Origin of the sequence: Kutzneria buriramensis (genome assembly GCF_003387475.1) — a bacterium.
In the GTDB taxonomy this organism is placed as follows: Bacteria; Actinomycetota; Actinomycetes; order Mycobacteriales; family Pseudonocardiaceae; genus Kutzneria; species Kutzneria buriramensis.
Genome location: NZ_QUNO01000028.1, coordinates 78,741 through 102,631, shown reverse-complemented (window position 1 = coordinate 102,631; position 23,891 = coordinate 78,741). Strand labels below are relative to the sequence as shown.

Here is a 23,891-nt window from a genome sequence, read left to right as displayed (position 1 = left end):
TGTCGGGCGTGCAGGGAACAGCTCGACAGTGGTCACGCTCCACCTCACACGACGGCGTTGTCCAGTGGCGTAACCTCAGTGTTACCGCAAACATCGTTGGCGGGCAAGGAAGGAACGTTCACTCATGACGTCGTGCGCGTGACCGCGGCGCCGGCTGGGCCGTGGTCGTCGGGCGCAGGTCGGGGCGGGGAGAACCGGAAGGTCCGGCCGCCGGTCACGCGGATCCGGCATTCCGTGCTCGTCGTCGGCGACGTGCCGGTGGAGCATGCCCTCCGCCGTTCGAGTAGTCCTGGACGCCGTGGATCCCGTTGGTCTTGCGGGAAATCGTGACTACCGGGCAGCACGCTTGGACCAACCGGAGGAAACTGACGCGGATGTCGCCGAAGTGGCCGGCGTCGGCGCAGCTGTCCGTGACCGGCATGGTGAGCGTCGCTCCGTCATACTTGTCCGACACCTTCGACCGAGACCTACGCCAGTCTGCTGCCCGACGGCGTGTTCACGGTCGCCTGGTGGAATATGTACATCGGGCCCACGACAGTGTCCACAGTGGCCGGTCAGGCCGACTATGGCGACTCGGGCCTGCTGTCCAGCGGCACCTGTGTCAACGGCGCGTGAGCCGGCGCTGAACGCGCTCTTCGCGCCGTGCTACGCGGTATCCATGTTGGGTTCTTTCGCCCGCTGACGGTACTCCGACCACGAGGGAAGGACCGACCCGCACCTAGCCGAACACGCGCCGTTGGATCTCGCGGCGGTAGTCCTCCAGCGTGTTGTCGATGTGGAGTGCGGCCGCCCGCGCGGCGGCCTCCGGCTCGCCGTCCCTGATCGCTTCGTAGATGGCGGCGTGCTCGGCCACGGCGTCCTCGGCATGCCCGCCGACGGTTCCGTTCAGGCCGATGACGCTGGACTGGTGTTGCAACCGGCGCGCCTCGCGGACGGCGATGACCAGCAGCGGATTGTGCGAGGCGGTGGCGATCCCGAGGTGGAACTCGTCGTCGCCCTGCTCGAAGACCGCCGCGTCCCCGGTGAGGTGGCCGTGGCGGCAGGTGTCGGATGCGGCCTCGATGGCCCGCAGCTCGGCCGGGGTGGCCCGGGTCGCGGCCAGTCGACTGGCCTCCATCTCCTGGATGCGCCGGAACTCGAAGAGCATGTAGACGTGGTCCAGGTCGGTCGGCAGGAAGAAGCCGCCCCAGCGGGCCGTGCCGAGCATGCCCTCGTCGTCGGCGACGTAGAGGCCGCGCCCCTTCTGCGCCCGCACCCGGCCGATCGCGGAGAGGATCTTGATGGCCTCCCGGACAACGGTGCGACTGGTGCCCAGCCGCGCGGCCAGCTCGTTCTCGGTCGGCATCCGGTCGCCCGGCCGCAGCCGGAGGTCGGCGATCAGCTGGAGGATCTGTTCGGCGACGAGTTCGTAGCCGGGACGGTAGGCAGTCGAGGCGCCGACGGGCGCGGCCTTCGCGGCGGCCACCGGCTCCCCGGGCAGTGCGTCCACCGCGTACCTCCGTGGTCGTGGCCGCCGGACACCGTAGGCCGGTCTAGACCTCCGGGATGAGCGTACTCCACCACGCACAGGCCTCAAATGTGTCTGACTTATTTTCGCGCCGGCCCGCCGCGATGAACGGCAGTTACCGGTCGAAACAGTCGAAATATGGCCAATCGGGCGATCGGAGGCCCATATAGGTGTGCTCTTGCTCTTGACTCCCGGCAGGATGAGGGGCCTAATTTTGGCGTCTCCTGCACAGCCGGCTCACCCGCCGCCTCGACCACCCGGCCGGGCGCCCACACCGTCGTGGAGCAAGCCATGATCCGAAGCAACCTCGTGGCGAGACGTCGCCGGACCGCCACCCTGTTAGCCGTCGCCGCCCTGACCTTGGCCGCCACCGCCTGCGGCGCCGCCACATCGAGCGGCGGTGACACCAAGGGCCGATTCACGCAGGCGCCGCAGTCCGACGGCCCGCTGACCGTGTGGGTGGACTCGACCCGGCTGGCCGCCGCGCAGCTGTACCAGAAGCAGAACCCCACCGTGAAGATGGACATCGTCAGCTACGACGGGGACGCCAACGGGTCGAACTACCTCCAGACCAAGGTGAGCCTGTTCAACCGCACCGGCAACGGCTGGCCGGACGTGGTGTTCAGCTCCCAGAACAACGAGGCGACCTGGGCCGTCACGGCCAAGTTCGCCGCCCCGCTGAACAAGGGCCTGGTCCCGCAGTCCCTGCTGGACGGCTGGGCCCCCAACGCCAACCAACCGTGCACTGTGGACGGCACGGTCTACTGCCTGCGCAATGACCTGTCGCAGACCGTGCTCTGGTACAACGCCGCGCTGATGACCCAGTGGGGCTACCAGGTCCCGTCCACCTGGGAGGAGTACGAAGCCCTCGGCAAGAAGGTCGCCACCGAGCATCCGGGCTACCTCGTCGGCGCGGCCGGCGACACCTTCACCCCGGAGATCTATCTCTGGGCGAGCAAGTGCGGTGCCAACCACATCACCGGGCCCAAGGCGGTCACGGTGAACGCCACGAGCCCAGCCTGCACGCGGATGGCTGCGCTGCTGGACAGCCTCATCGCCGCCAAGAGCATGTCGACCAGCAGCGTCTTCTCCTCGGACTTCGACAAGAACGAGGCCGACAAGATCCTGATGATGCCCGGCCCGTCCTGGTACGGAGGCTCGCTGTTCCAGGGCACGTTCAAGACGCCGAAGGGGCAGATCGCGGTCGCGCCGATGCCGCACTGGGCCGACGACAAGAATCCGTCCGTCGGCAACGTCGGCGGCGGCACCTGGCTGCTGTCGGCGCACTCGGCGCATCTCAAGGCCGCCACCGCCTTCCTCACCTGGGTGACCACCTCGGACGACTACCAGGGCAAGGTTGCCGTCGGCTACCCGGCCTACGCCGCGGCGGCCAAGACCTGGCTGGCCGCCCAGGCCGCCTCCGGCTACTACGCCAACGACATCACCGCGCCGTTGCAGGCCGCGGCCGGCCAGGTGTGGCCGGACTGGGGGTACGGCCAGTTCAGCCAGGAGGCGATCTGGGCCGCCACCGTCACTCCGGGGCTGACCGCCGGCAAGACCATCGTCTCGATGCTGCCGGCGTGGCAGAAGGCGATCTCCGACTACGCCCGCTCCGACGGTTACCAGGTGACGCAGTGACCACTGTCGCGCCGCGCCAGCGTCGCAGTCGCGCCGCGCCGGCTTTCGTCGCCGGCTACGTGATCCTGTTGGTGGCCTTCGGGGTCGTGCCGACCGTGTACGCGATCTACTTCGCCTTCACCGACTCCGGCGGAGCGTTCGCGGGCCTGGGCAACTTCGCCGACGCGGCGGCGGACTTCCGCTTCCTGCCGGCGATCGGCCACGTCGCCCTGTACCTGGTGTGCTGGCTGGCCGGTCTCGTCGTGTTCGTGGTCGGTCTCGCGCTGCTGCTGCACCGGCTCCAGGTTCGCGGCGCCGGCCGAACCCTGCGGTTTCTTTACTACCTGCCCGGCGCGCTGGCCGGCGCGGCCAGCGTGATGGTCTGGCTGTTCGTGCTCGACCCGGCGGTCAGCCCGGTCGGCTTCCTGCTGCGGGCGCTGGGATACCAGACCTTCGGCCAGGTCATCGCGCCGGGCAACCTGCCCGTGCTGTTCGCCGCGATCGCGTTCTGGACCGGGGCGGGCGGCTGGATCGTGGTGATGTACGGGGCTCTCAACACCATCTCCCCGGAGGTCCTGGAGGCGGCGCGGATCGACGGGGCCGGCGCCTGGCAGACCGCGCGACGCATCCAGATCCCGTTGCTGCGCAAGTGGATCGTCTACATGGTGATCCTGGCGTTCGCGGGCGGCACGCAGCTGTTCGTCGAGCCGCAGCTGCTCTCGCAGGCCAGCGTCGGGGTGGCCGGCCGGGACTACTCGCCCAACCAGCTGTCCTACGACTTCGCCTTCCAGAACGACAATGTCAACACCGCCGCGGCGATCTCGGTCGAGCTGCTGGTGGTCGGTCTGGTGGTCGCCGCCGTCTTCGTGGTGCGGTCGGGGTTCTTCGATGCGGACTGAGACCCGGCGCGCGATCCCCAACCCGCTCGCGGCCGTCGTGCTCGTGGCGTTCGCGGTCTTCTTCGTGCTGCCGGTGGTCTGGCTCGTCCTGGCGGCGACGAAGACCGACGACCAACTCGTGCGCGACAGTCCCCTGTCGTTCGGATCGTGGGACGCGTTGCGGGCCAACTGGGACGCGTTGACCGGTTATCAGAGCGGCGCGATCCTGTTGTGGCTGCGCAACTCCGCCGTCTACTCGTTTGTCGCGCTCGCGATCACGCTGTGCGTGGCCGTGCCGGCCGGCTACGCCCTGGCGGTGACCGAGTTCCGCGGCCGGCGCACGCTGCTGATAGCGACGTTGGTGGTCATGCTGATGCCCAACGCGACCCTGGTGGTGCCGCTGTTCCTCGAAATCAACGCGGTGCACCTGATCGGCTCGATGTGGTCGGTCATCCTGCCGTACGCGTTCTACCCGTTCGGCGTGTACCTGGCCTACATCTACTTCGGCGCGGCGCTACCCAGGGAACTGCTGGACGCCGCGAAGCTCGACGGCTGCTCGGAGTTCGCGGCCTTCCGGCACATCGGGCTGCCGCTGGCCGCCCCGGTCGTGGCGCTGGTCGGCTTCTTCAGCTTCGTGGCGAACTGGACGAACTACTTCCTGCCCTATGTGCTTCTGCCCAGCAGCGACCAGGTCCCGGTGCAGGTCGGTCTGGGCACGTTGCTCGACAACGTGCCCCAGTTCAACCCGACGGCCGGCGCGCTGGCGGTGCAGCGGCCCGAGGTGGCGCTGGCCACCCTGGTCGCGATCGTCCCGGTGCTGCTGGTGTTCCTGTTCTCGCAACGTTTCCTGGTTGCCGGCCTGCTGGCCGGCGCGACGAAGGACTGACCCATGCGCCCCGTGATCACGGCCTCCGTGCCGCTGCTCGAACCGCCGGCCTGGGCGGTCGCCCAGCGGGGTCTGTTCGACCTGCTCGACCAGGCGTGGCGCCAGTTCGCCCGCGACTACACCCGGCCGGACGGCCGGTTGAGCTACCGTGACCGGCTCACCTCCCGGGACGGCGTGGACGACTTCTACGAGACCTTCTTCAACTGGCCACAGCTCTATCTGCTCGGCGGCGCGTACGACCTGCTGGCCGAATCGGAACGCCACTGGCACGGCGTCACCCGCCAGCTCACCGAACTCGGCATGCTCCTGGACGAGTACGAGCGTGGCTACGACTGGTTCCACCAGGGTGAAAGCCTGCTGCTGTTCTACTTTCTCTGCATGGCCGCGCCCGACCGCTGGCGGGAGCGCGCGCTGCGCTTCGCTGACCTGTACGTCGATCCTGGACACGGCAACTACGATCCCGAACACCGCATCATCACCCGGCCGCACAACGGATCGGACGCCGCGCGGACGGGCCTGTTCGACGGCGCATGGTATCCGTGGCTGCCCCGGGAGGCCGCGACGTACGGCTTTCCGCTCGACTGGCTGCTGCCGCCCGGAACCACCGAACCGTTACGGGACCAGGATCCGCGGCTCGGCCGCGAGATGACCGAGCGACTGGGCGTCGGCGACACCGCGGTCAACCTCGCCGCCGCCGGCCTCGTGCACAACGCGCTTCTCCTGTCGGGGGAACGGAAGTACCGCGACTGGATCGCGGAGTACGTCGGCGCCTGGCGGGAACGCGCCGCGGCCAACGGCGGGATCCTGCCCGACAACGTGGCGCCGGACGGCACGGTCGGCGGGTTGCTCGAGGGCCGTTGGTACGGCGGCCACTACGGCTGGTCCTGGCCGCACGGCTGGTACAGCGTCGGACACGCCGCGATCGTCGCCGCCGTCGCTGCCGTGGAGGCGACCGGTGACGAGAGCCACCTGGACCTCGTGCGCCCGGCGCTGGACGCGCTCATCGCCAACGGCAAGACCATCGCCTACCCCGACTCCGACTCCAGCCTGAGTTCCAAGTGGACGGTCCAGCTCGGCGACGACGTTGGCGTGCCCACGCTGCACGTGCCGTTCCGCCACGATGACCGGGGGTGGTTCGACTACAACCCGATGCTGATGGCCGTGCCCACCACGCTGTGGCACCACAGCGCGTCCGAGGCCGACCGCCGGCGGCTGGACCGGCTGCGCGCCGCCAGCGGACACGACTGGCGCACGGTGCGCTCGTTCCGCAGCAAGGAGGAGGCGGGACACGAGGAACCCTGGCTCGCCTACCTCAGCGGCGACAATCCCGACTACCCGGAGCGAATCCTGGCCGCCGCGCAGGCGCAGGTGCGTCATCGTCTGACGCGGATGGCGCGGCACAAGGACTGGGATGTGCCGGAGGCGGACATTCACGTGTGGCAGCAGTCGAATCCGGTCGTCACCGAGGCGTTGGTGCAGCTGACGTGGGGGGCGCCGCAGGTGGTCTACAACGGCGGCCTGCCGCAGGCCCGCTTGCGTTACCACGACGGCGATGCCCGCCGCCCCGGACTGCCGCCGGCGGTCGCGGCACTGGTCTCCTGCGTCGACCCCGAGGCGACCGTGGTCGAACTGGTCAATCTGGACGCTCACCAGCCGCGAACCGTGATCGTGCAGGCCGGCGCGTTCGCCGAGCACACCATCCGCACGGTCAGCCACACGGTGTGCCACGACGATTCCTGGATCGGCGACCTCTACGACTACGGGCACCGGCAGCCACAGGTCACCGAGGAGTCGTCGCGTGTCGACGGACCCTGGCTCGCCGTCGAACTGCCCGCCTCGACGCGCATTCGCCTGACCCTCGCCCTCACGTTGCGCGCCAACACCGCGAGCTATCGAACGCCTTTCGACGAGTCCGCCGACGACTGTGTGGGATGAAAGTTTCATGCTCGAGGGGTGCCATAGCCGCCGTCGTCGAGGGTGACTCGAACCGCGCGTGAAACATTCACCCGCCGTCCTGGACCGGTGGGAAACCGATGGGATACAACGGCGTGCATGTGTAGGACCACATCCGAAGGATGTGCCCGACACATTCCACGCCTCGCCGATCGGCGGGCGGTTTCCCCACGGTGACAAGGAGGCTGCGCATGCGACGACACCGCACATCGGCACGCGCTCCGGGGTGGATGAGGTTGGTCAGGCTCGCGGTCGCGGCACTGACGGCAGTGGTCGCACTGATCACCGCGACGCAGCCGGCCATGGGGGCGCCGCTTCCGCGCGCCGCCGCCGACAATCCGTACCAGCGGGGTCCGGACCCCACCATCGGCATGATCGAGGCCAGCCGGGGCCCGTTCGCCACCGCATCGGTGAGCGTGTCGCCGGGCAACGGCTTCAACGGCGGGATGATCTACTACCCGACGGACACCAGCCTGGGCACGTGGGGCGCGCTCGCGATCGTGCCCGGCTACACGGCGCTGTTCGCCAACGAGGAAGCCTGGATGGGCCCCTGGCTCGCGTCCTTCGGCTTCGTGGTGATCGGCGTCGAGACCAACAGCCGCACCGACTACGACACCGCACGAGGCACGCAACTGCTGGCCGCGCTGGACTACCTGACGACCAAGAGCCCCGTGCGCGACCGTGTCGACCCGAACCGGCTGTCGGTGCTCGGCCACTCCATGGGCGGCGGCGGGGTCGTCTACGCCACCGAGCACCGTCCGTCGCTCAAGGCCGCCGTCGCGCTCGCGCCGTTCTCCCCGTCCCAGAACCTGTCCACCGACACCGTGCCGACCATGGTGATCGGCGGGCAGAACGACACGGTGGTCACGCCGTCCTACGTCGACAGCCTGTACGCCACCCTGCCGGCCACCACCCAGAGCGACTTCGCACAGATCGCCGGGGCCGACCACGTCTACTACACGCACCCGAACAACGTCGAGATGAAGCTCCTGATCCCGTGGCTCAAGACCTTCGTCGACAACGACACCCGCTACACCCAGTTCCTCTGCCCGACGCTGCCTGACCCGGGCACCATTTCGGCCTACCGGCCCAAGTGCCCGTACGTGCCGGGCGGAGGGACGCCGCCGCCCCCGACCGGCAACACCGGGCCGTTACACGCCGTGGGCGCGGGCAAGTGCCTCAACGCCGGGGCCTCGGGCAGTCAGGCGCAGATCCAGGACTGCACCGGCGGGGCGAGCCAGGTCTGGACCCACAGCGACGCCAACCAGCTCAGCGTGACCAACGGCTCGCAGCTGTGCCTGGACGCCTACGGGCAGGGCACGAGTCCGGGAACCAGGGTCATCACCTGGTCCTGCAACGGGCAGACCAACCAGCAGTGGACCGTCAACACCGACGGCACCGTCAAGGGAGTCCAATCGGGACTGTGCCTGGACGTCAGCGGCGCCGCCACCAGCAACGGCGCACTGGTCCAGCTGTGGACCTGCAACGGTCAAGCCAACCAGCAGTGGCGACTCGGCTGAGCGTGCCCCGAAGGAGCAATCCGGCATGAGACTGAAAACCCTCCTCACGGCGGCGGTGGCGATGGCCATGTGCGCCGCCACGGCGGTGATCGCACCGCAGGCGTCGGCGGCGACGCTGACACAGGTCACCAACTTCGGCAACAACCCGTCCAACCTCCAGATGTACGAGTACGTGCCCAACAACGTCCAGCAGCACCCGCCGGTCCTGCTCGCGTTGCACGGCTGCCAGGGGTCCGGCCCGTACCTCTACTCGAGCACCCAGTTCGCCTCTCTCGCCGACCAGTACGGCTTCGTCGTCATCTACCCGTCGGTGACCCGCAGCTACGACTGCTGGGACGTGTCCTCGCCGAGTTCGCTCACCCACAACGGGAACAACGACCCGGCTGGCCTGGTGTCCATGATTCAGTACGTCGAGCAGCACAACGGCGCCGACGCCAGCCGGGTCTACGTGACCGGCGAGTCCTCCGGTGCGATGATGACCAACGTCATGCTCGGCGACTACCCGGACGTGTTCAAGGCGGGCGCCGCGTTCATGGGCGTGCCCTTCGGCTGCTTCGCCACGACCGACGGCTCACAGTGGAACTCGCAGTGCGCGCAGGGCCAGATCAGCAAGACGCCCCAGCAGTGGGGCGATCTGGTGCGTGGCGCGTACCCGGGCTACAGCGGCCCGCGACCGCGGATGCAACTGTGGCACGGCACCGCCGACACCACGCTCTACTACCACAACTTCGGCGAAGAGATCAAGCAGTGGACCAACGTCTTCGGCCTGAGCCAGACGCCGACCTCCACCGACACGCCGCAGTCAGGCTGGACGCGCACCCGGTACGCGGACGGCAGCGGCAACGTCGACGTCGAGGCGTACAGCATCGCCGGCGTCGGCCATGCCCTTCCGCAGAACGGCATGGCGGCCTACGCGATCCACTTCTTGGGCCTGGACGGCGGCGGTGGCGGCCAGCCGAGCGGTGGGGGACTGCACGCGGTGGGCGCGGGCAAGTGCCTGGACTCGTCGACCACGGCCGGCACCCAGGTGCAGATCCAGACCTGCACCGGCGGCGCGAGCCAGGCTTGGACGCACACCGCGTCCAACCAGCTCACCGTCACCAACGGCGGCTCGACGATGTGTCTGGACGCGTCCGGCAAGGGGACCTCGGCGGGTACCAAGGTCGTGGTCTGGTCCTGCAACGGACAGACCAACCAGCAGTGGCAGATCAACGCCAACGGCACCGTCACCGGCGTCCAGTCCGGGCTGTGCCTGGACGTCAGCGGCGCCGCCACGGCCGACGGAGCGCTCGTCCAGCTGTGGACGTGCAACGGCCAGAGCAACCAGCAGTGGGCTCTCAAGTAAGTGACGGGGGATCCGGCGGTGGCTGGGCCTGCTTGACCCGGACCGATTCCACCCGCTGACACCCCCGGTCGGCGAACACGAATCCCCCGTCCTCCTTGAGGGCGGGGGATTCGGCTGTCCAGCGGCGGTGGCTGTCCGCGGCGCCGGGGGCAGGCACAAAAGGACCGGGCACGGCGCGCCTCGCGCGCCGTGCCCGGTTTATCGGTTGCCCAGGAGCCCCGCCTGTTCTCCCGGGCGACCGGTCAGGGGATCAGCCGATCGTCCACTTCTGGCTCGGCTGGCCGTTGCAGGTGGACAGTTGGACGAGGGAACCGTTGCCGGTGCCGGAGTTGACGACGTCGAGGCACAGACCGGACTGGATGCCCTTGATGGTGCCGTCGGTGTTGACGGTCCACTGCTGGTTGGTCTGCCCGTTGCAGGTCCAGATGATGACCTTGGTGCCGGGTGTCGTGCCCTGGCCGTTGGCGTCGGCGCAGCGCATGCTGTCGCCGCTGTAGACGGTCAGCTCACCGGAGGCGTCGCGGGTCCAGGACTGGTTGTTCCCGCCGTTGCAGTCCCAGATCTGGAGCTGCGTGCCGGCCGTGGTGGAGTTGTTGTTGACGTCCAGGCAGCGGTTCGAGTTGGTGTTGTGCACGGCGCCGGTGGTCCCGCCGCCGCTGCCGGTGGCGTATCCCGCGGCGGCGATGTCGGCCTGCACGGCGTTCTCCGTGGCGTCGGACGGGTAGCCCGAGGTCACGGCCCCCTCGAAGAACTCGCCGACGCCGCCGTTGCTGTTGTCGCCGCCGGTGCCGAGCAGGATCGACGCCTCGGTCCGCATCGGCGAGTACCCGTTGGGCAGCGGGCCCGAGTACGGCGTGGTCAGGCCGCCGCCGGTGGCGTTGCCGTACTTGAGGGTGAAGTTGTTGGTGCCGTTGTTCTTCTCCCACGCGCTGACGAACGGGAAGTGCACCCCGGGGTTGTTCGGGTCCTTGTTGGAGCCGGTTCCGGTGTGGTACATGCCGTTCTCGAGGTCGGCCTCGACCCACGGGCCGCTGCCGACGCAGCCGCCGAACCAGCACGCCGTGCCCCATTCGATGGCGTTCATGGTCGCGTTGCCGGTGTCGTTGTGCGAGGTCTCGCCGCTGCCGTAGTCGAAGCAGCACTGGTTGTTGACGTAGTTCGACGACGTCACCATGTAGACGCCCTCGGGGTGGGAGCCGGTCGGGGCGTTCTTGGCGACATCGATCCGGTACCCGGTGCCGGGCGTGTTCTTGATCCCGTACGCCGGGTGGCCGCCCACCGTCACCGGCAACGCCATGGCGTTGGCGCCGACGTCGGAGCCGTTCGGGCCGGGGCCGTGCCAGAAGCCGCCCCACGAGACCGGCAGGTCGTTGTGGTTGGTGCTCTGGTCGTAGATCTTGGTGATGGTGCAGCTGGTGCCGGTGCAGAACGTCACCTGCGGAGCCGAGTCGGCGACCCCGCCGGCGGCGAGCAGGCCGATGTCCAGCGTCTTCTTGTCGGAGGCGCGCTGGATCTGGTACAGCGGGCCGTTGTAGGCCGCGAACAGCGCCCGGGTGGTGCTGTGCGCGGCGATGCAGGGCGTGCCGCCCGCGGCGTAGATGTCGCAGGCCAGGCTGGTGGCGGCGCGGGCCGGGGCGGGCGCGGTGTTGGTCGCGACCAGCGCGCCCAGCACGAGCGCGACGGCCATGCCGACTCGGAGGAGCAGTGTGCGTGCCATGGATCTCCCTGGGGTCAGACGGCGGTGATCGTCCACTGGTTGTTGGTGCTGTTGTTCGGAGCCCACAGGACCGCGGAGTCGCCGGCCGTGCGGTCGCCCGCGCCGTCCAGGGCGGTGCCGGTACCGCGGTTGATGATCTGGTAGAGGCCGTTGCCCATGCTGTTCAACCGCCACTGCTGGTTGTTGCCGCCGTTCCACGCGTTCTGCACCGCGGTCGCGCCGTTGGCCGTGTTGCCGCCGCTGTCGATGACCAACCCGTTGGTGCGGTTGACGATGCGGTAGTAGCCGCTGCCGGCGTCGACGAGCTGCCACTGGAGGTTGTTGCTGCCGTCCCAGTTCCACTGCTTGACCCGGGACCCGGCGGCGACGCTGCCGCCACCGTCCAGGACGAGTCCGGTGGTGCCGTTGGAGATCCGCGCCCAGCCGGTGGGCACCGGGCCGCCCGAGCCGGGGCTGGGGATCTGGCCGGCGAAGGTCAGCTTGACGACGTAGGCCAGCGCGTCGAACGGGGGGTTGGTCGACGGCATGGTGATGTGCAGGCCGGACCCGTCCTGGGTGCGGGTGGGCAGGTCGACATACGTCCCGGCGGTGGGGCCGAGCAGCTGCACGGACTGCAGCGAGGCCAGGCTGACCTGGTTGGAGCCCAGGGTGGTGATGGTCAGGGTGCTGCCCTGCCAGCCCATGACCGTGGCGTACAGCACCGTGTTGTCCTTGCTGCGGGTGAACCGGATGTCCCGGTTCGTGCCCTCCTTCGGGCCGCCGCCGCCCATCTGGGTCGGGCCCTCGCCGTAGACGGTCCAGGCGCGGGTGGCGTAGACCGACTCGCCGAAGCGCTTGAGGTGGTCGCCGATGCCGAGGAGGATCGTGCGCTGCTGATCCGGAATGGTGCCGTCGGCCATCGGGGCGATGTTCAGCTGCAGGTTGCCGTTCTTGCAGACCCGGTCGACCAGCGAGTGCAGCAGCGACTTGGTCGAGTAGTAGCTGAGGCCGACGGTGTAGCACCAGCTGGTGGGGGAGATGCTGTCGTCGGTCTGCCAGTACGGGAACTGGAGGCTGGTCGGGCCGCCGCGCTCGAAGTCGTAGACCTCGCCCTTGTTGTCGAGGCCGTCCTTGTAGGTGGCGACCACGTCGGAGTTCCAGGCCACGGCCTGGTTGTAGTAGTGGGCGAGGAAGTTGAGCCGCCTCGACTCGTCGACCAGGCCCAGGTCGAAGTCCTGGTAGATCAGGTCGGGCCGGTAGCCGTCGATGACCTCCAGGAGCTTGTTGTACCACAGCAGGTTCTCGGCGGCCGATCCGTTCTGGCCGAACAGCCGGCGCAGCGAGTCCGTGGACTGGTAGGGAACGTACTGGTAGTAGCCGTTGAAGTGGTAGGCGTGGTGCAGCGCCGCGACCAGCTTCAGACCCTTGCCGCGGATGGCGTTGGCGTGCAGCTGCAACAGGTCGAGCTTGGGTCCGGTCTTGACCGAGTTCCACTCGTTGGCGGTGCTGTTCCACATCGAGTAGCCGTCGTGGTGCTCGGCGACCGGCCCGGCGAACTTCGCGCCGGCGTCGAAGAACAGCTGCGCCCACGCGTCGGGATCGAAGTTGCCGCCCAGCGACTTCAGCTTCGGCGCGAACTGTGTCCAGTTGCCGGCCTTGTCCGGTGCGCCGTTGATGAAGTTCTGGTACGGCCACACCGACGGGTCGCCGTAGACGGCCTTGTGGTGGTTGTTCTCGGCGGACCCGTTGTTGTACATGTTGCGCGGATACCACTCGTTGCCGAACGCGGGGACGCTGAACACGCCCCAGTGGTAGTAGATGCCGAACTTCGCGTCCTGGTACCACTCCGGAGCCGGCGGGTGCTGGTCGACCGAGGCCCAGGTCGGGCTGTAGCTGCTGGGGCCGGCGGTGGCCCAGACGATGCCGGGGCGCACCAGTCCGGTGGCCGCGGCGATGCCGGTGAACCCGGCGACGGTCAGCAGCCTTCTGCGGTTGAACTGATGGGGCGAGGAGGACATGGGGAGCCTTTCAGCCGAGCGTCCACTGTTGGTTGCTGCCGTGGTTGCACGTCCAGAGCTGGACCTTGGCGCCGTTCGCGGTCGACGCGCCGCTCACGTCGAGGCAGAGGCCCGACTGGACGCCGGTGACGGTGCCGTCGTCGTTGAAGTGCCACTGTTGGCTCGCGGTGCTGCCACAGGGTTGGATCGCGACCGGACTGCCGGAACTGGAGTTGGCGGCGGTCGCGCACATCGTGGCGCTGCCGCTGTAGACGGTCAGTTGGCCGCTCGAGGTCCGGGTCCAGGTCTGATTGTCACCGCCATTGCAGTCCCAGATCTGCAACTGGGTGCCCGGCGTCGTGCTGCGCCCGTTCACGTCCAGGCACTTGCCGGCGCCGACCGCGCGCACCGCCCCGTTCGTGCCGGAACTCCCGCTGGTGAACCCGGCGGCGACGATGTTGGCCTGCACCGCGTTCTCCGTCGCGTCGGACGGGTAGCCCGACACCATCGCCCCTTCGTAGAAGGTGCCCGCGCTCAGGTTCGCCCCGCCGCCGGGCTTGCAGCAGTCCCCGCCGCTGCCCAGCACGATGGCTCCCTGCTTCTTCATCGGGCTGTAGCCGGGCGGCAGCGAGCCGTCCCAGAGTGTCGTCAGGGAGCCGGCCTGGGCGCTGCTGCCCTTGAGGGCGAAGCGGGAGGTGCCGTTGTTCTTCAGCATCGCGGTGACGTACCTGCTGGTGAAGGCCCGCTGGTTGGGGTTCCACTGCTGGCTTCCGCCGGGGTAGAGCCCGTATTCGAGGTCTCCCTGGACCCACGGGCCGCTGCCGGTGCAGCCGCCGAACCAGCACGAGGTGCTGAAGTTGATGGCGTCCATCGCGCCCGGACCGTCGGCGGTCCTGGTCGTCTCGCTGTTGCCGTAGTCGAAGCAGCAGCCGCCGTTGACGTGCGTGCCGCTGGTGACCATGTACATGCCTTCGGGCGCGGTTCCGGTGGGAATCCCGGTGAGGTGGCCGTCGCGCCAGTAGCTGTTGCCGGGGTTGATGTACAGCGAATAGGCCTTGCTGCCGCCGACCGTCAGCGACTCGGTGGTGGCGTTGGCGGGCCGGCTCTGGTTGGACCCGGGCACGGCGCTCGACCCCTGGTACCAGACGTCGTTGCCGTGCCCGGACTGGTCGTAGAGCACGGTGATGACGCAGGAGGTGCCGGCGCAGAAGGCATCCTGGGCGGCGGCGTCCGCGGTGCCGCCCGCCGCCAGGACCCCGATGTTCTTCGTCGCGTTGTCCGACGAGCGGCGGACCTGGTACAGGCTGCCGGTGTACGTGCCGTAGAGCGCGCGCACGGTGCTGTGCGCCGCCACGCAGGGCGTGCCGCCGGCGGCGTAGATGTCACAGGGGCCGGTGGTCGCCGCCGAGGCCGGCGCCGACCACGACACCGCGGGCACCAGGACGGCGAACGCAATCGCGATTCGAGACCACATCGTCCGCTCCCGTCAGCTCGTGGTCCATTTCTGGGTGGCCTGGCCGTTGCACGTGGACAGTTGGACGAGGGTTCCGTTGGTGGTGCCGGAGTTGGTGAGGTCCAGGCATAGTCCGGACTGGACTCCCTTGATGGTGCCGTCGGAGTTGACGGTCCACTGCTGGTTGGCCTGGCCGTTGCAGTTCCAGATGATCACCTTGGTGCCGGGCGTCGTGCCCTGGCCGTTGGCGTCCGCGCAGCGCATGCTGTCGCCGCTGTAGACGGTCAGCGCCCCGGCGGCGTCGCGGGTCCAGGTCTGGTTGGCCCCGCTGTTGCAGTCCCAGATCTCGAGTTGGGTACCGGCCGTGGTGCTGTTGTTGTTGACGTCGAGGCAGCGGTTCGCGGCGCTGTTGCGCAGCACGCCCGTGGTCGAGCCGCCGCCGGTGCCACCGCCGACCCCGGCGGCGGCGATGACCTGCTGCGCGCCGGACGGCCAGTTGGTGCCGCTGACCTGAACGTTGCCGCTGAGGACGTTGTTGTGCGGCGGACCGGTGGCCACGTTGGTCGAGCCGCCGTTGTACCAGTTGTTCGCGAACGTGCTGTCGTTGGTGTTGTTGCTGCCGTTGGCGTTGGTGAACGCCCACACGCCGGAGTCCTGCACCACGTTGTTCGACAGGTTCACGTACCGCGAGCCCTCGTCCAGGTAGAGCCCGACGGTGTGCTGGTTGTCGTATACGTAGTTGTGGTCGAAGGAGCTGCCGGGGTTGGCGGAGAGGTTGTAGAGGCTGCCGCCGTCGTGGAAGATCCGCTTGGTGCCGTGCACGCGGTTGTAGCTGACGGTGGTGTCCCGCAGCGTCGTCGCCGTGGTGTAGACCGGCTGGTAGTTGTAGAGGCCGCGGTTGCGGTAGTCCTGGCTGCCGCCGGCGTCGTTGGCGCCCCAGCCCCAGCCGATGTCGATGCCGTCGTAGGCGAGGTTGGACACCTCGTTGTGGGTGATGACGGCGTGCGTGACGTAGGTGGACAGGATGCCGGCCATGTCCTTGTAGTCCTTGGCCACGCCGGTCACCAGGTTGTTCGACAGCGTGATGTCCTTGTCGACCATCGCCGGGTTGGACGGGTGGTGCGCGTCGGGCCGCACGCCGCCGACGACGATGCCCGCGCCCGAGTCCTCGGTGAACGTGTTGTGGTCCACGGTGATCGACGAGGCGCCGAGGCCGACGCCGGACGCGTGGGCGTCGGCGTCGTTGCCGATACCCAGGGCGACCTCACCGAGGTTGGTGAAGGTGTCGTTGCTGAAGGTGATCCCGGTGGCCGCCGAGACCTGCACGGCGGCGGGGGCCTGTGCCCAGTCGTTGCGTGCGCCCTCGAACAACTGACAGCCCGACTGGCACGAGCTCAGGAAGTCCGACGGCTGCTGCTCGGCTCTCGGGAAGAACGTGCCGCTCTGCTGGTCCGCGTAGCCGACCGAGGTGCTGGGGGTGAGCCACGTCGTGTGTTCGAAGTGGATTCCCTTGAACGCGATGTCGTGCGCCGGGGCGGTGTAGCTGCCGCCGATGTCGACCAGGGAGGTCAGGCGCGGCAGCTCGATGTCGCTCTGCGCCGGGTTCTTCCCCGCGGGAGCCTTGTAGAACAGCTGCCCGGCCTGGGGGTCCAGGAACCACTGCCCGGCGCTGGTGAGGAACGAGTACGAGTTCTCCAGGAACATCTGCCCGCCGCCGAACGGCTTGGCCAGCGTGTCGTACCCCCAGTTGTTGTTGTTCCACGCGGGCTGCTGCATGGTGATCGTGTTGCCGCTGATGTGGTCGACCGGCGCGAACCGGTCGGTGAAGGAGTTCTGGCTCTCCACCTCGATCCGGTTCTGCTCCGGCAGCGAGGCCAGGTAGTTGAGCGCGGAGTTCACGATCGTCATGCCGGTCGTGGTGATCTGCACGTCGTTGCGGGACAACGAGATGGCCGCGCGCGGGGCCAGCGAGCCGTCCACGAAGAGCTGCCGCGAGTCGATGCCCTTGGGCACGTTGGCGACGTAGATGTTCGCCGCCGCGTCCCGCACCGTCCAGCCCGTGACCTGCTGCCCGCCGGACAGGATCGGGGTCTGGCCGTCGGCCGCCTGCCAGGTGACCTGGTGGCCGGCGCCGGGGGAGTCCGCGCCGGTGAACGTCAGGGGAGAGATGAGCCGGTAGGCGCCACCGGCGAGTTGCACGATCACGTCGTTGTTCGCCGACTGGGCGCGGGCCAGCTGCTGCGCCTTGGCCGGGGTGGCGACGGGTTGGTCGGGAGTGCCGGGATTGCTGTCGTTGCCGGCGGGGGAGACGGCGATCGTGACGGCGCTGGCGGCGTGCGCGGGGGTCGCGACCAACGCGGCCCCGGCGAGGGCGGTGCCCGCCGCGACGAGCGCGGCGAGCACCGTTGTGGTGCGGGTGGACATGGCTTCGATGCCTTCCGGTGCAGGGAGAACGGGCGGGTCAGCGGAGCATGAAGTCCTGGTTGGTGCCGGGCGCGTTCTTGCACGGCCACTGGTCCAACTGCTGGCCGAGGTTGCTGCCGGCGCCGTACACGTCCAGGCACAGGCCGCTGCCCTGGTTGCGGAACTCGTACGAGCCGTCGGACTGTTGCACCGGCTGCCACAGGCCGGCGGCCGTGGCGCCCGGCGGCCCCTGGACGATGTCAGGGGTGCCCTGGGCGGTGGAGCCGTTGGCAACCACCACGTCCTGGCCGGAGCCCTGCGCCCGGAGTTCGCCGTAGCCGCCGGTGGCCGGCAGGAGCTGGAACTGCTGGTTGGTCTGGCCGTTGCAGGTCCACTGGTCGATCGCGGCGGCGGTGCTCGTGCTGGCGCCGGACACGTCCAGGCAGAGGTTGTCGTTGGCGACCACGAGCTGGTGGTTGCCGGTGGGGAAGCCCCCGCCGCCGCCTGTGGAGGCGGGCGTCAGGTAGACGGCGAACGCGTCGTGCGAGGCCTGGAAGTTGACCGGCACGGTGATGGATCCGCCGGCAGCGCTGACGTTCTGGTTGTAGACCACCTGTGGCGCGGACAGCGGCGCCTGATCCGGAATCCGCTGGACGGTCACGTTCACGGAGCCGTTGTTGGCCAGCCAGGGGACTGAGGCGAGGCCGTTGAACGTCACCGACGACGAACCGGTGTACCCGTTGGAGTCGCCGATGATGGCGACCGCACGCTTGTTGGTGGCGTCCTCGGACGCCGAGATCGCCGTCGAACCGACCTGGCCCGAGGTGCTCACCAGGGTCCCGGTCATGTCGGCGTAGTCGCGCAGAGCCCACCAGTTGCCGGTCGGCTGCCACGTCCCGCCGCTCTGGGTGAGGACCCCGGTCAGATTCGGGGTGATGCAGCAGACCCAGTTGCCGCGCATGGCGTTGGTGTAGCCGGACTGGGCGAAGCGGGCCAGGTACCACGCGGTCACGCCGGCGGTCTGCCGGTCGGCCGGCTGGTACTCGTTGGCGGACAGCGGGACCGGTCCGATGCCGGCCGTCGTCAGCGCGTTGTTCAGCGACTGCGAGACGGTGACCGGGTCGTCGACGTCGCCCTCGTCGTGGTTGGTGATCATGTCCGGCACGGTGCCGGCCGCCTTCACGTGAGCCAGCCAGGTCTGCCACTGGGACGACCGGGCCTGCGGGGTGAACGCGAACGAGGGGCCGACGATCTTCGCCCCCGGCGCGAGGCGGCGGATCTCGCGGTAGGCGGTGTCCCACATCTGGAAGTACTGGGCGCTGTTCACGCCGCGCGTCCAGAACGCGGAGATGTCCGGCTCGTTGTCGATGTCGTAGGCGAACGTCAGCCCCGACGCCTGCAATGCGCCGACGGTGGCGTCGACGAAGCTGGCCCAGTTCGAGCAGTTGCCGTTGTCACAGGGGTAGGTGGTGTTCGACGGCTGGCCGCCGTTGAGGCCGTAGATGTCGGTGAGCAGCGCCTGGTACTGGGCGTGGTACGGCGGTCGGGTCAGCCGGCCGGCCTCGGCGATCATCGAGTTGAGGTCGGCCCGGGTGGCCGAGCCGAGCTGGTAGCCGTCCTTGATCCAGCCGCCGGAGAACCATCCGCCGCCGCGGAAGGCGTTGATGCCCAGCGGTTGCAGGTACTGGTCCACCGGCTGGGTGCCGTCCGAGCTGATGCCGTAGAGGAAACCCTCGCCGACCCCGGTCGACGGCCCTCGGGTCGAGGAGAGATCCACGCTCAGCGCCGCGTTCGGCGCGGCCTGACCGGGAGCGGACGCCAGCAGCGGGAAGGCCAGTGCCAGGGCCGCGGCGGCGGCCAGCAGCAGCCGGCCCGGGCCGGTTCTCGTTCTCATCGACTCCTCCTGCGATTCGACGCGATGTGTAGAACTCATGGCGCGAGGTTGACGGTGCGTCGGGTGCGTGCGGCATCGACGTCGGGCTGCCGGGCCCTGGTCGATTCCCGTTTCACTGGCCGGCAAACGGCCGGTCGAACCGGTTCGCTTGACGCCGGCGGATGTTACGGACGAGGGCGAGGACCGGTCAACGACATGTTTCGTACTCATGCGTGACCCTGCAGGATCGCTCCGCCGGCGCGTGAAAGTTTCAGCGTGCCGAAACCGACGGCAGCTGTGGGAACACCCCCCGACGGCCGGCTCGCCTTGACACCGGCGGCGGTCGGCGGTTGCCTACTCCGAGTTTACTTCCCGGGGATCGGGTGCCGGCCCGGCCACGATGCACTGTCCTTCCTCGACGGTGTGCGGCCTTCTTCTCTGCGGCACGACGACAGGCCGCGCGCGCCGAGACGACCTCGGAGGTCCTTCATGCCCCCCTGCGTTCGCTCACTCCGACCACGACGCTCACGATTGACCGCCGTGCTGGCCGTCGCCGCCGCGACGGTCCTCTCCTTCGTCGCGGCCCCGCTCGCCCACGCCGCCTCGCCGCTGCGGTCGCTGGCCGAGGCGAAGAGCAAGTACATCGGCACCGAACTGACCGGCAACATGGTCTACAACTCGACGATCACCTCGCTGGCCGGCGCCCAGTTCGACATGGTGACGCCCGGCAACGAGATGAAGTGGGACACCACCGAGCCGTCCAACGGCAACTACAACTTCGGTCCGGGCGACACCATCGTCTCCTTCGCCCAGTCGCACAACATGCGGGTGCGCGGGCACAACCTGGTCTGGCACAGCCAGCTGCCGGGCTGGGTCAACGGTGTGCCGCGCAACCAGGTGCAGGGGGTGATGGAAGCTCACATCACCACCGAGGTGAACCACTACAAGGGCAAGATCTACGCCTGGGACGTGATCAACGAGCCGTTCAACGAGGACGGCAGCCTGCGCGCCGACGCGTTCTACAACGCGATGGGCAGCGGCTATCTCGCCGACGCGATCCGCACCGCGCACAACGCCGACCCGAACGCCAAGCTGTACATCAACGACTACAACATCGAGGGCGAGAACGCCAAGAGCAACGCCCTGTACAGCTTGGCGCAGTCGATGCTGGCCCAGGGCGTCCCGCTCGGCGGCATCGGCCTCGAGGGGCACTTCATCCTCGGCCAGGTGCCGTCGTCGATGTTGGCGAACATGCAGCGGTTCGCCGCGCTGGGCCTGGACGTCGCGGTCACCGAGTTGGACGACCGCATCCAGCAGCCCGCCTCCGGCTCGAGCTTCCAGCAGCAGGCCAACGACTACGCCACCGTCATCAACGACTGCCTGGCGGTGACCCGCTGCCCCGGCGTCTCGCAGTGGGGCGTCGGCGACGCGGACTCCTGGGTTCCCGGGACGTTCCCGGGCTGGGGCACGCCGACCATGTACGACAACAATTACCAGCCCAAGCCGGCCTACAACGCCACCGCCACGGCCCTCGGCGGCTCGGGTGGCGGCGGTGGCGGGACCGGCGCCGGCCCGCTGCACGCGGTCGGCGCGGGCAAGTGCCTGGACGTGCCGAACTCGTCCACCACGGCCGGCACGCAGCTGGACGTCCGCGCCTGCTCCGGCGGCGCCAACCAGACCTTCACACTGACCTCCTCGGGCCAGCTGACCGTCTACAGCGGCGCGGACTGCCTGGACGCCAACGGGCGGGGCACCACCGCCGGCACCAAGGTGATCATCTGGTCCTGCAACGGGCAGGCCAACCAGCAGTGGAACATCAATGCCGACGGCACGGTCACCGGCGTGCAGTCGGGCCTGTGCCTCGACGTGACCGGCGCCAGCACCGCCGACGGCGCACTGGTGCAGCTGTGGACGTGCAGCGGCGCCAGCAACCAGCACTGGACCTTCGGATGACCGCGCTCGGAAAGGACACAGTGGACGGTCGTAGCAGGCTTCTCCGTCGCGTGCTGGTCGCACTCGGCGTCATCGCCCTGGTCGTGGGCGGCGTGGTGGGCATCGCCGCCGCGCCGGCCCAGGCCGCGACGTCGATCACGCTCAACGGCGCCTCGGGCGGGCGCACGTTCGACGGGGTCGGCGCGATCAGCGGCGGCGGCGGCAACTCCCGACTGCTGATCGACTATCCCGAGCCCCAGCGGAGCCAGATCCTGGACTACCTGTTCAAGCCGGGCTACGGCGCCGCCGTGCAGATGCTCAAGATCGAGATCGGCGGCGACACCAACTCCACCTCCGGGGCCGAGCCGAGCGTCGAGCACACTCGTGGCGCGGTCAACTGCGACGTCGGCTACGAGTTCTGGCTGGCCCAGCAGGCCAAGGCCCGCAACCCCAACATCAAGCTGTACGGGCTGGCCTGGGGCGCGCCCGGCTGGATCGGCAACGGCAACTTCTGGTCCACCGACATGGTCAACTACCTGGTTTCCTGGCTGGGCTGCGCCAAGCAGCACAACCTGCCCATCGACTACCTCGGCGGCTGGAACGAGCGCGGCTACAACGTCGGCTGGTACGAGAACCTGCGCTCGACACTGAACTCCAGTGGCTACTCCGGGGTGAAGATCGTCGGCGCCGACTCCGACTGGACGATCGCCAACGACATCAACTCCAACTCGGCCTTCGCATCGGCGATCAGCGTCATCGGCACGCACTACCCGTGCGGCTATCGCTCGGCCCAGAGCAGCTGCGGCGTGCCCGCAGCCGCCACCTCGTCCGGAAAAACTTTGTGGGCCAGCGAGAACGGCTCCGACGACTACAACTCGGGCTCGCAGGCGATGGCCCGCGGCATCAACCGCGGCTACATCGACGGCAAGATGACCGCGTACCTCAACTGGCCGATCGTCGCCGCGATCACGCCGAACCTGCCCTGGCCCACCATGGGCCTGGTGCTGGCCTCGCAGCCGTGGTCCGGGCACTACTCGGTGGGCAAGAACGCCTGGGTGCAGGCGCAGACGACCCAGTTCACCGCGCCCGGCTGGCACTACCTGGACAGTTCCAGCGGCTACCTGGGCGGCAACCGCAACAACGGCAGCTACGTGACGCTGAAGTCCACGAACAACAGCGACTACAGCACAGTCATCGAAACCGTCGACGCCGGCGGCGCGCAGACGGTCAACTTCTCCGTTACCGGCGGGCTGTCCACCGGCGCGGTGCACGTCTGGTCGACCAACCTGAACTCGAACAACCAGGCCGACTACTTCGTGCACGAGTCCGACATCACCCCGTCCGGCGGCAACTACAGCGTGACGTTGCAGCCCGGCCGGGTCTACACCATCAGCACCACGACGGGGCAGGGCAAGGGCACCGCGGCCGGCCCCGGTTCCGGCGGCCTGAGCCTGCCGTACGCCGACAACTTCGACAGCTACGCCTCCGGCGCCGAGGCCAAGTACCTGATGGACTGGCAGGGCGCCTTCGAGGTGGCCGCCTGCGGCGGTGGGCGTGCCGGGCAGTGCGTGCGGCAGATGAGCGCGCAGACACCGATCACCTGGGACACGCTCTCGGATCCGCACGCCCTGCTCGGGGACACGAGCTGGAGCAACTACACCGTCTCGTCCGACGCGCTGCTCGAGAAGTCCGGGTACGCCGAACTGATGGGTCGAGCCGGTTCGCAGGACTACTCCGGCGCCGGCGGGATCAACGCCTACCACCTGCGGGTCAGCGACAACGGCGCGTGGTCCATCCTGCGCACGAACACCGGGGCCAACGTCACCACGCTGGCCCACGGCAACGTGGCGGCGCTGGGCACCAACCGCTGGCACAGCCTGGCCCTGACGTTCGCCGGCAGCACCATCACCGCCAGCGTCGACGGCACGACGGTCGGTTCGGCCAACGACTCCACATGGGGCGCGGGCCAGGCCGGCTACGCCACCAGCCAGGGGGAGACGGCGCAGTTCGACAACCTGTCCATCACCCCGGGCAGTGGCGGCGGCACCGGCGGCGCCACCGGCACGATCGTCGGGGCCGACTCCGGGCGCTGCGTGGACGTGCCCGGCGCCAGCCAGACGTCGGGCACGCAGGTGGAGCTGTGGGACTGCAACGGCGGCACCAACCAGCAGTGGACGGCGACCACCGCCAGCGAGCTGCGGGTCTACGGCAGCGACTGCCTGGACGCCAACGGGCAGGGCACCAGTGCCGGCACGAAGGTCGTCATCTCGACGTGCACCGGCGCCGCGAACCAGAAGTGGAACCTCAACGCCGACGGCACGATCACCGGCGTCCAGTCCGGACTCTGCCTCGACGCCACCGGGGCGGGCACCGGCAACGGCACGCTGATCGAGCTGTGGACGTGCAACGGCGGCGGCAACCAGAGATGGACGCGGAACTAGCCGAGAGGCCATCGGTGGTTGTCCGGTCCGTTGCCGGGCCAGGCCGTCACCCGCGCGCCCGGGTTCGTCCCCTGGCCGTGGGCGTCACGCACCGGGTCGTGCCGCCGGCGTCACAGTGAGCTGGCACGACGGGTCCAGGCCTGCTGGGGACGGCCAGCCGCCGCGTCTCGGCTGATCTTCGAAAGGGCCCAGCGCGCGGCATACGCCACGGCCCCGCCGGTGTCGTACCGGTGGGGCCGTGGTTTTGTTCCAAGGAGAAGCGGTGGGCTCGGCGGGCGGGTGAGCGGTCGTGGGCCTGGCAGGCGAGCGAGAATGCGCAATCCGTTCGCCCTCGGCCAGCGCGGCCAATGGCCGCCCCCGCGGCCGGATTGACGCTGGTTGTCGTCCGGC

14 protein-coding genes are annotated in these 23,891 nt (G+C 69.0%); 8 read left to right on the top strand and 6 right to left on the bottom strand.

All coding sequences use genetic code 11. From position 1 onward, the window contains the following. Nucleotides 1-718 precede the first annotated feature (718 nt). Nucleotides 719-1,489, bottom strand: a complete 771-nt coding sequence (locus tag BCF44_RS49885; protein ID WP_246016268.1) for a FadR/GntR family transcriptional regulator — start codon at nt 1,487-1,489, stop codon at nt 719-721. A gap of 309 nt (nt 1,490-1,798) precedes the next feature. Between BCF44_RS49885 and BCF44_RS49880 the strand changes: the two genes are divergently transcribed. From BCF44_RS49880 to BCF44_RS49855, 6 genes are all read left to right on the top strand, one after another. Then, the gene (locus tag BCF44_RS49880; RefSeq protein WP_116181617.1) at nt 1,799-3,145 is read left to right on the top strand and encodes an ABC transporter substrate-binding protein; all 1,347 of its coding nucleotides are present in this window, start codon (nt 1,799-1,801) and stop codon (nt 3,143-3,145) included. After that, nucleotides 3,142-4,023 carry a carbohydrate ABC transporter permease gene (locus BCF44_RS49875; protein ID WP_116181616.1) on the top strand — a complete coding sequence of 294 codons (882 nt, stop codon included), beginning with the start codon at nt 3,142-3,144 and terminating at the stop codon, nt 4,021-4,023. The genes BCF44_RS49880 and BCF44_RS49875 overlap by 4 nt, the downstream gene beginning before the upstream one ends. Then, the gene (locus tag BCF44_RS49870; RefSeq protein WP_116181615.1) at nt 4,013-4,888 is read left to right on the top strand and encodes a carbohydrate ABC transporter permease; all 876 of its coding nucleotides are present in this window, start codon (nt 4,013-4,015) and stop codon (nt 4,886-4,888) included. The genes BCF44_RS49875 and BCF44_RS49870 overlap by 11 nt, the downstream gene beginning before the upstream one ends. Nucleotides 4,889-4,891: 3 nt before the next feature. Then, on the top strand, nt 4,892-6,823 hold the full coding sequence (locus BCF44_RS49865) for a DUF8034 domain-containing protein (protein WP_116181614.1): 1,932 nt from the start codon (nt 4,892-4,894) through the stop codon (nt 6,821-6,823). 248 nt (nt 6,824-7,071) lie between these two features. Next, entirely contained in the window at nt 7,072-8,361 is a 1,290-nt protein-coding gene (locus BCF44_RS49860; RefSeq protein WP_246016267.1) for a poly(ethylene terephthalate) hydrolase family protein, read from the top strand. A 25-nt stretch (nt 8,362-8,386) separates the two neighbouring features. After that, nucleotides 8,387-9,706 carry an extracellular catalytic domain type 1 short-chain-length polyhydroxyalkanoate depolymerase gene (locus BCF44_RS49855; protein WP_211353610.1) on the top strand — a complete coding sequence of 440 codons (1,320 nt, stop codon included), beginning with the start codon at nt 8,387-8,389 and terminating at the stop codon, nt 9,704-9,706. A 250-nt stretch (nt 9,707-9,956) separates the two neighbouring features. On the opposite strand, the gene BCF44_RS49850 is transcribed toward BCF44_RS49855, so the two are convergent. The 5 genes from BCF44_RS49850 to BCF44_RS49830 are packed head-to-tail and all read right to left on the bottom strand — an operon-like array spanning nt 9,957 to nt 19,149. Next, entirely contained in the window at nt 9,957-11,423 is a 1,467-nt protein-coding gene (locus tag BCF44_RS49850; RefSeq protein ID WP_116181612.1) for an arabinofuranosidase catalytic domain-containing protein, read from the bottom strand. Between the two features lie 14 nt (nt 11,424-11,437). Beyond that, the gene (locus BCF44_RS49845; RefSeq protein ID WP_116181611.1) at nt 11,438-13,420 is read right to left on the bottom strand and encodes an alpha-L-fucosidase; all 1,983 of its coding nucleotides are present in this window, start codon (nt 13,418-13,420) and stop codon (nt 11,438-11,440) included. Between the two features lie 10 nt (nt 13,421-13,430). Continuing rightward, nucleotides 13,431-14,873 carry an arabinofuranosidase catalytic domain-containing protein gene (locus tag BCF44_RS49840; protein ID WP_116181610.1) on the bottom strand — a complete coding sequence of 481 codons (1,443 nt, stop codon included), beginning with the start codon at nt 14,871-14,873 and terminating at the stop codon, nt 13,431-13,433. A gap of 12 nt (nt 14,874-14,885) precedes the next feature. After that, complete coding sequence (locus tag BCF44_RS49835; RefSeq protein WP_116181609.1) at nt 14,886-17,276, bottom strand: ricin-type beta-trefoil lectin domain protein; 2,391 nt, start codon at nt 17,274-17,276, stop codon at nt 14,886-14,888. Nucleotides 17,277-17,313: 37 nt separating this feature from the next. Further along, nucleotides 17,314-19,149: an RICIN domain-containing protein gene (locus BCF44_RS49830; RefSeq protein WP_116181608.1), complete on the bottom strand. Its 1,836-nt coding sequence runs from the start codon at nt 19,147-19,149 to the stop codon at nt 17,314-17,316. Nucleotides 19,150-19,617: 468 nt separating this feature from the next. On the opposite strand from BCF44_RS49830, the gene BCF44_RS49825 reads away from it, so the two are divergent. Both BCF44_RS49825 and BCF44_RS49820 read left to right on the top strand, forming a co-directional pair. Then, on the top strand, nt 19,618-21,081 hold the full coding sequence (locus BCF44_RS49825) for an endo-1,4-beta-xylanase (RefSeq protein WP_116181607.1): 1,464 nt from the start codon (nt 19,618-19,620) through the stop codon (nt 21,079-21,081). Further along, nucleotides 21,078-23,501, top strand: coding sequence for a ricin-type beta-trefoil lectin domain protein (locus BCF44_RS49820; protein ID WP_116181606.1), 2,424 nt, complete (start codon nt 21,078-21,080; stop codon nt 23,499-23,501). The genes BCF44_RS49825 and BCF44_RS49820 overlap by 4 nt, the downstream gene beginning before the upstream one ends. The last annotated feature ends 390 nt before the right edge of the window (nt 23,502-23,891 follow it).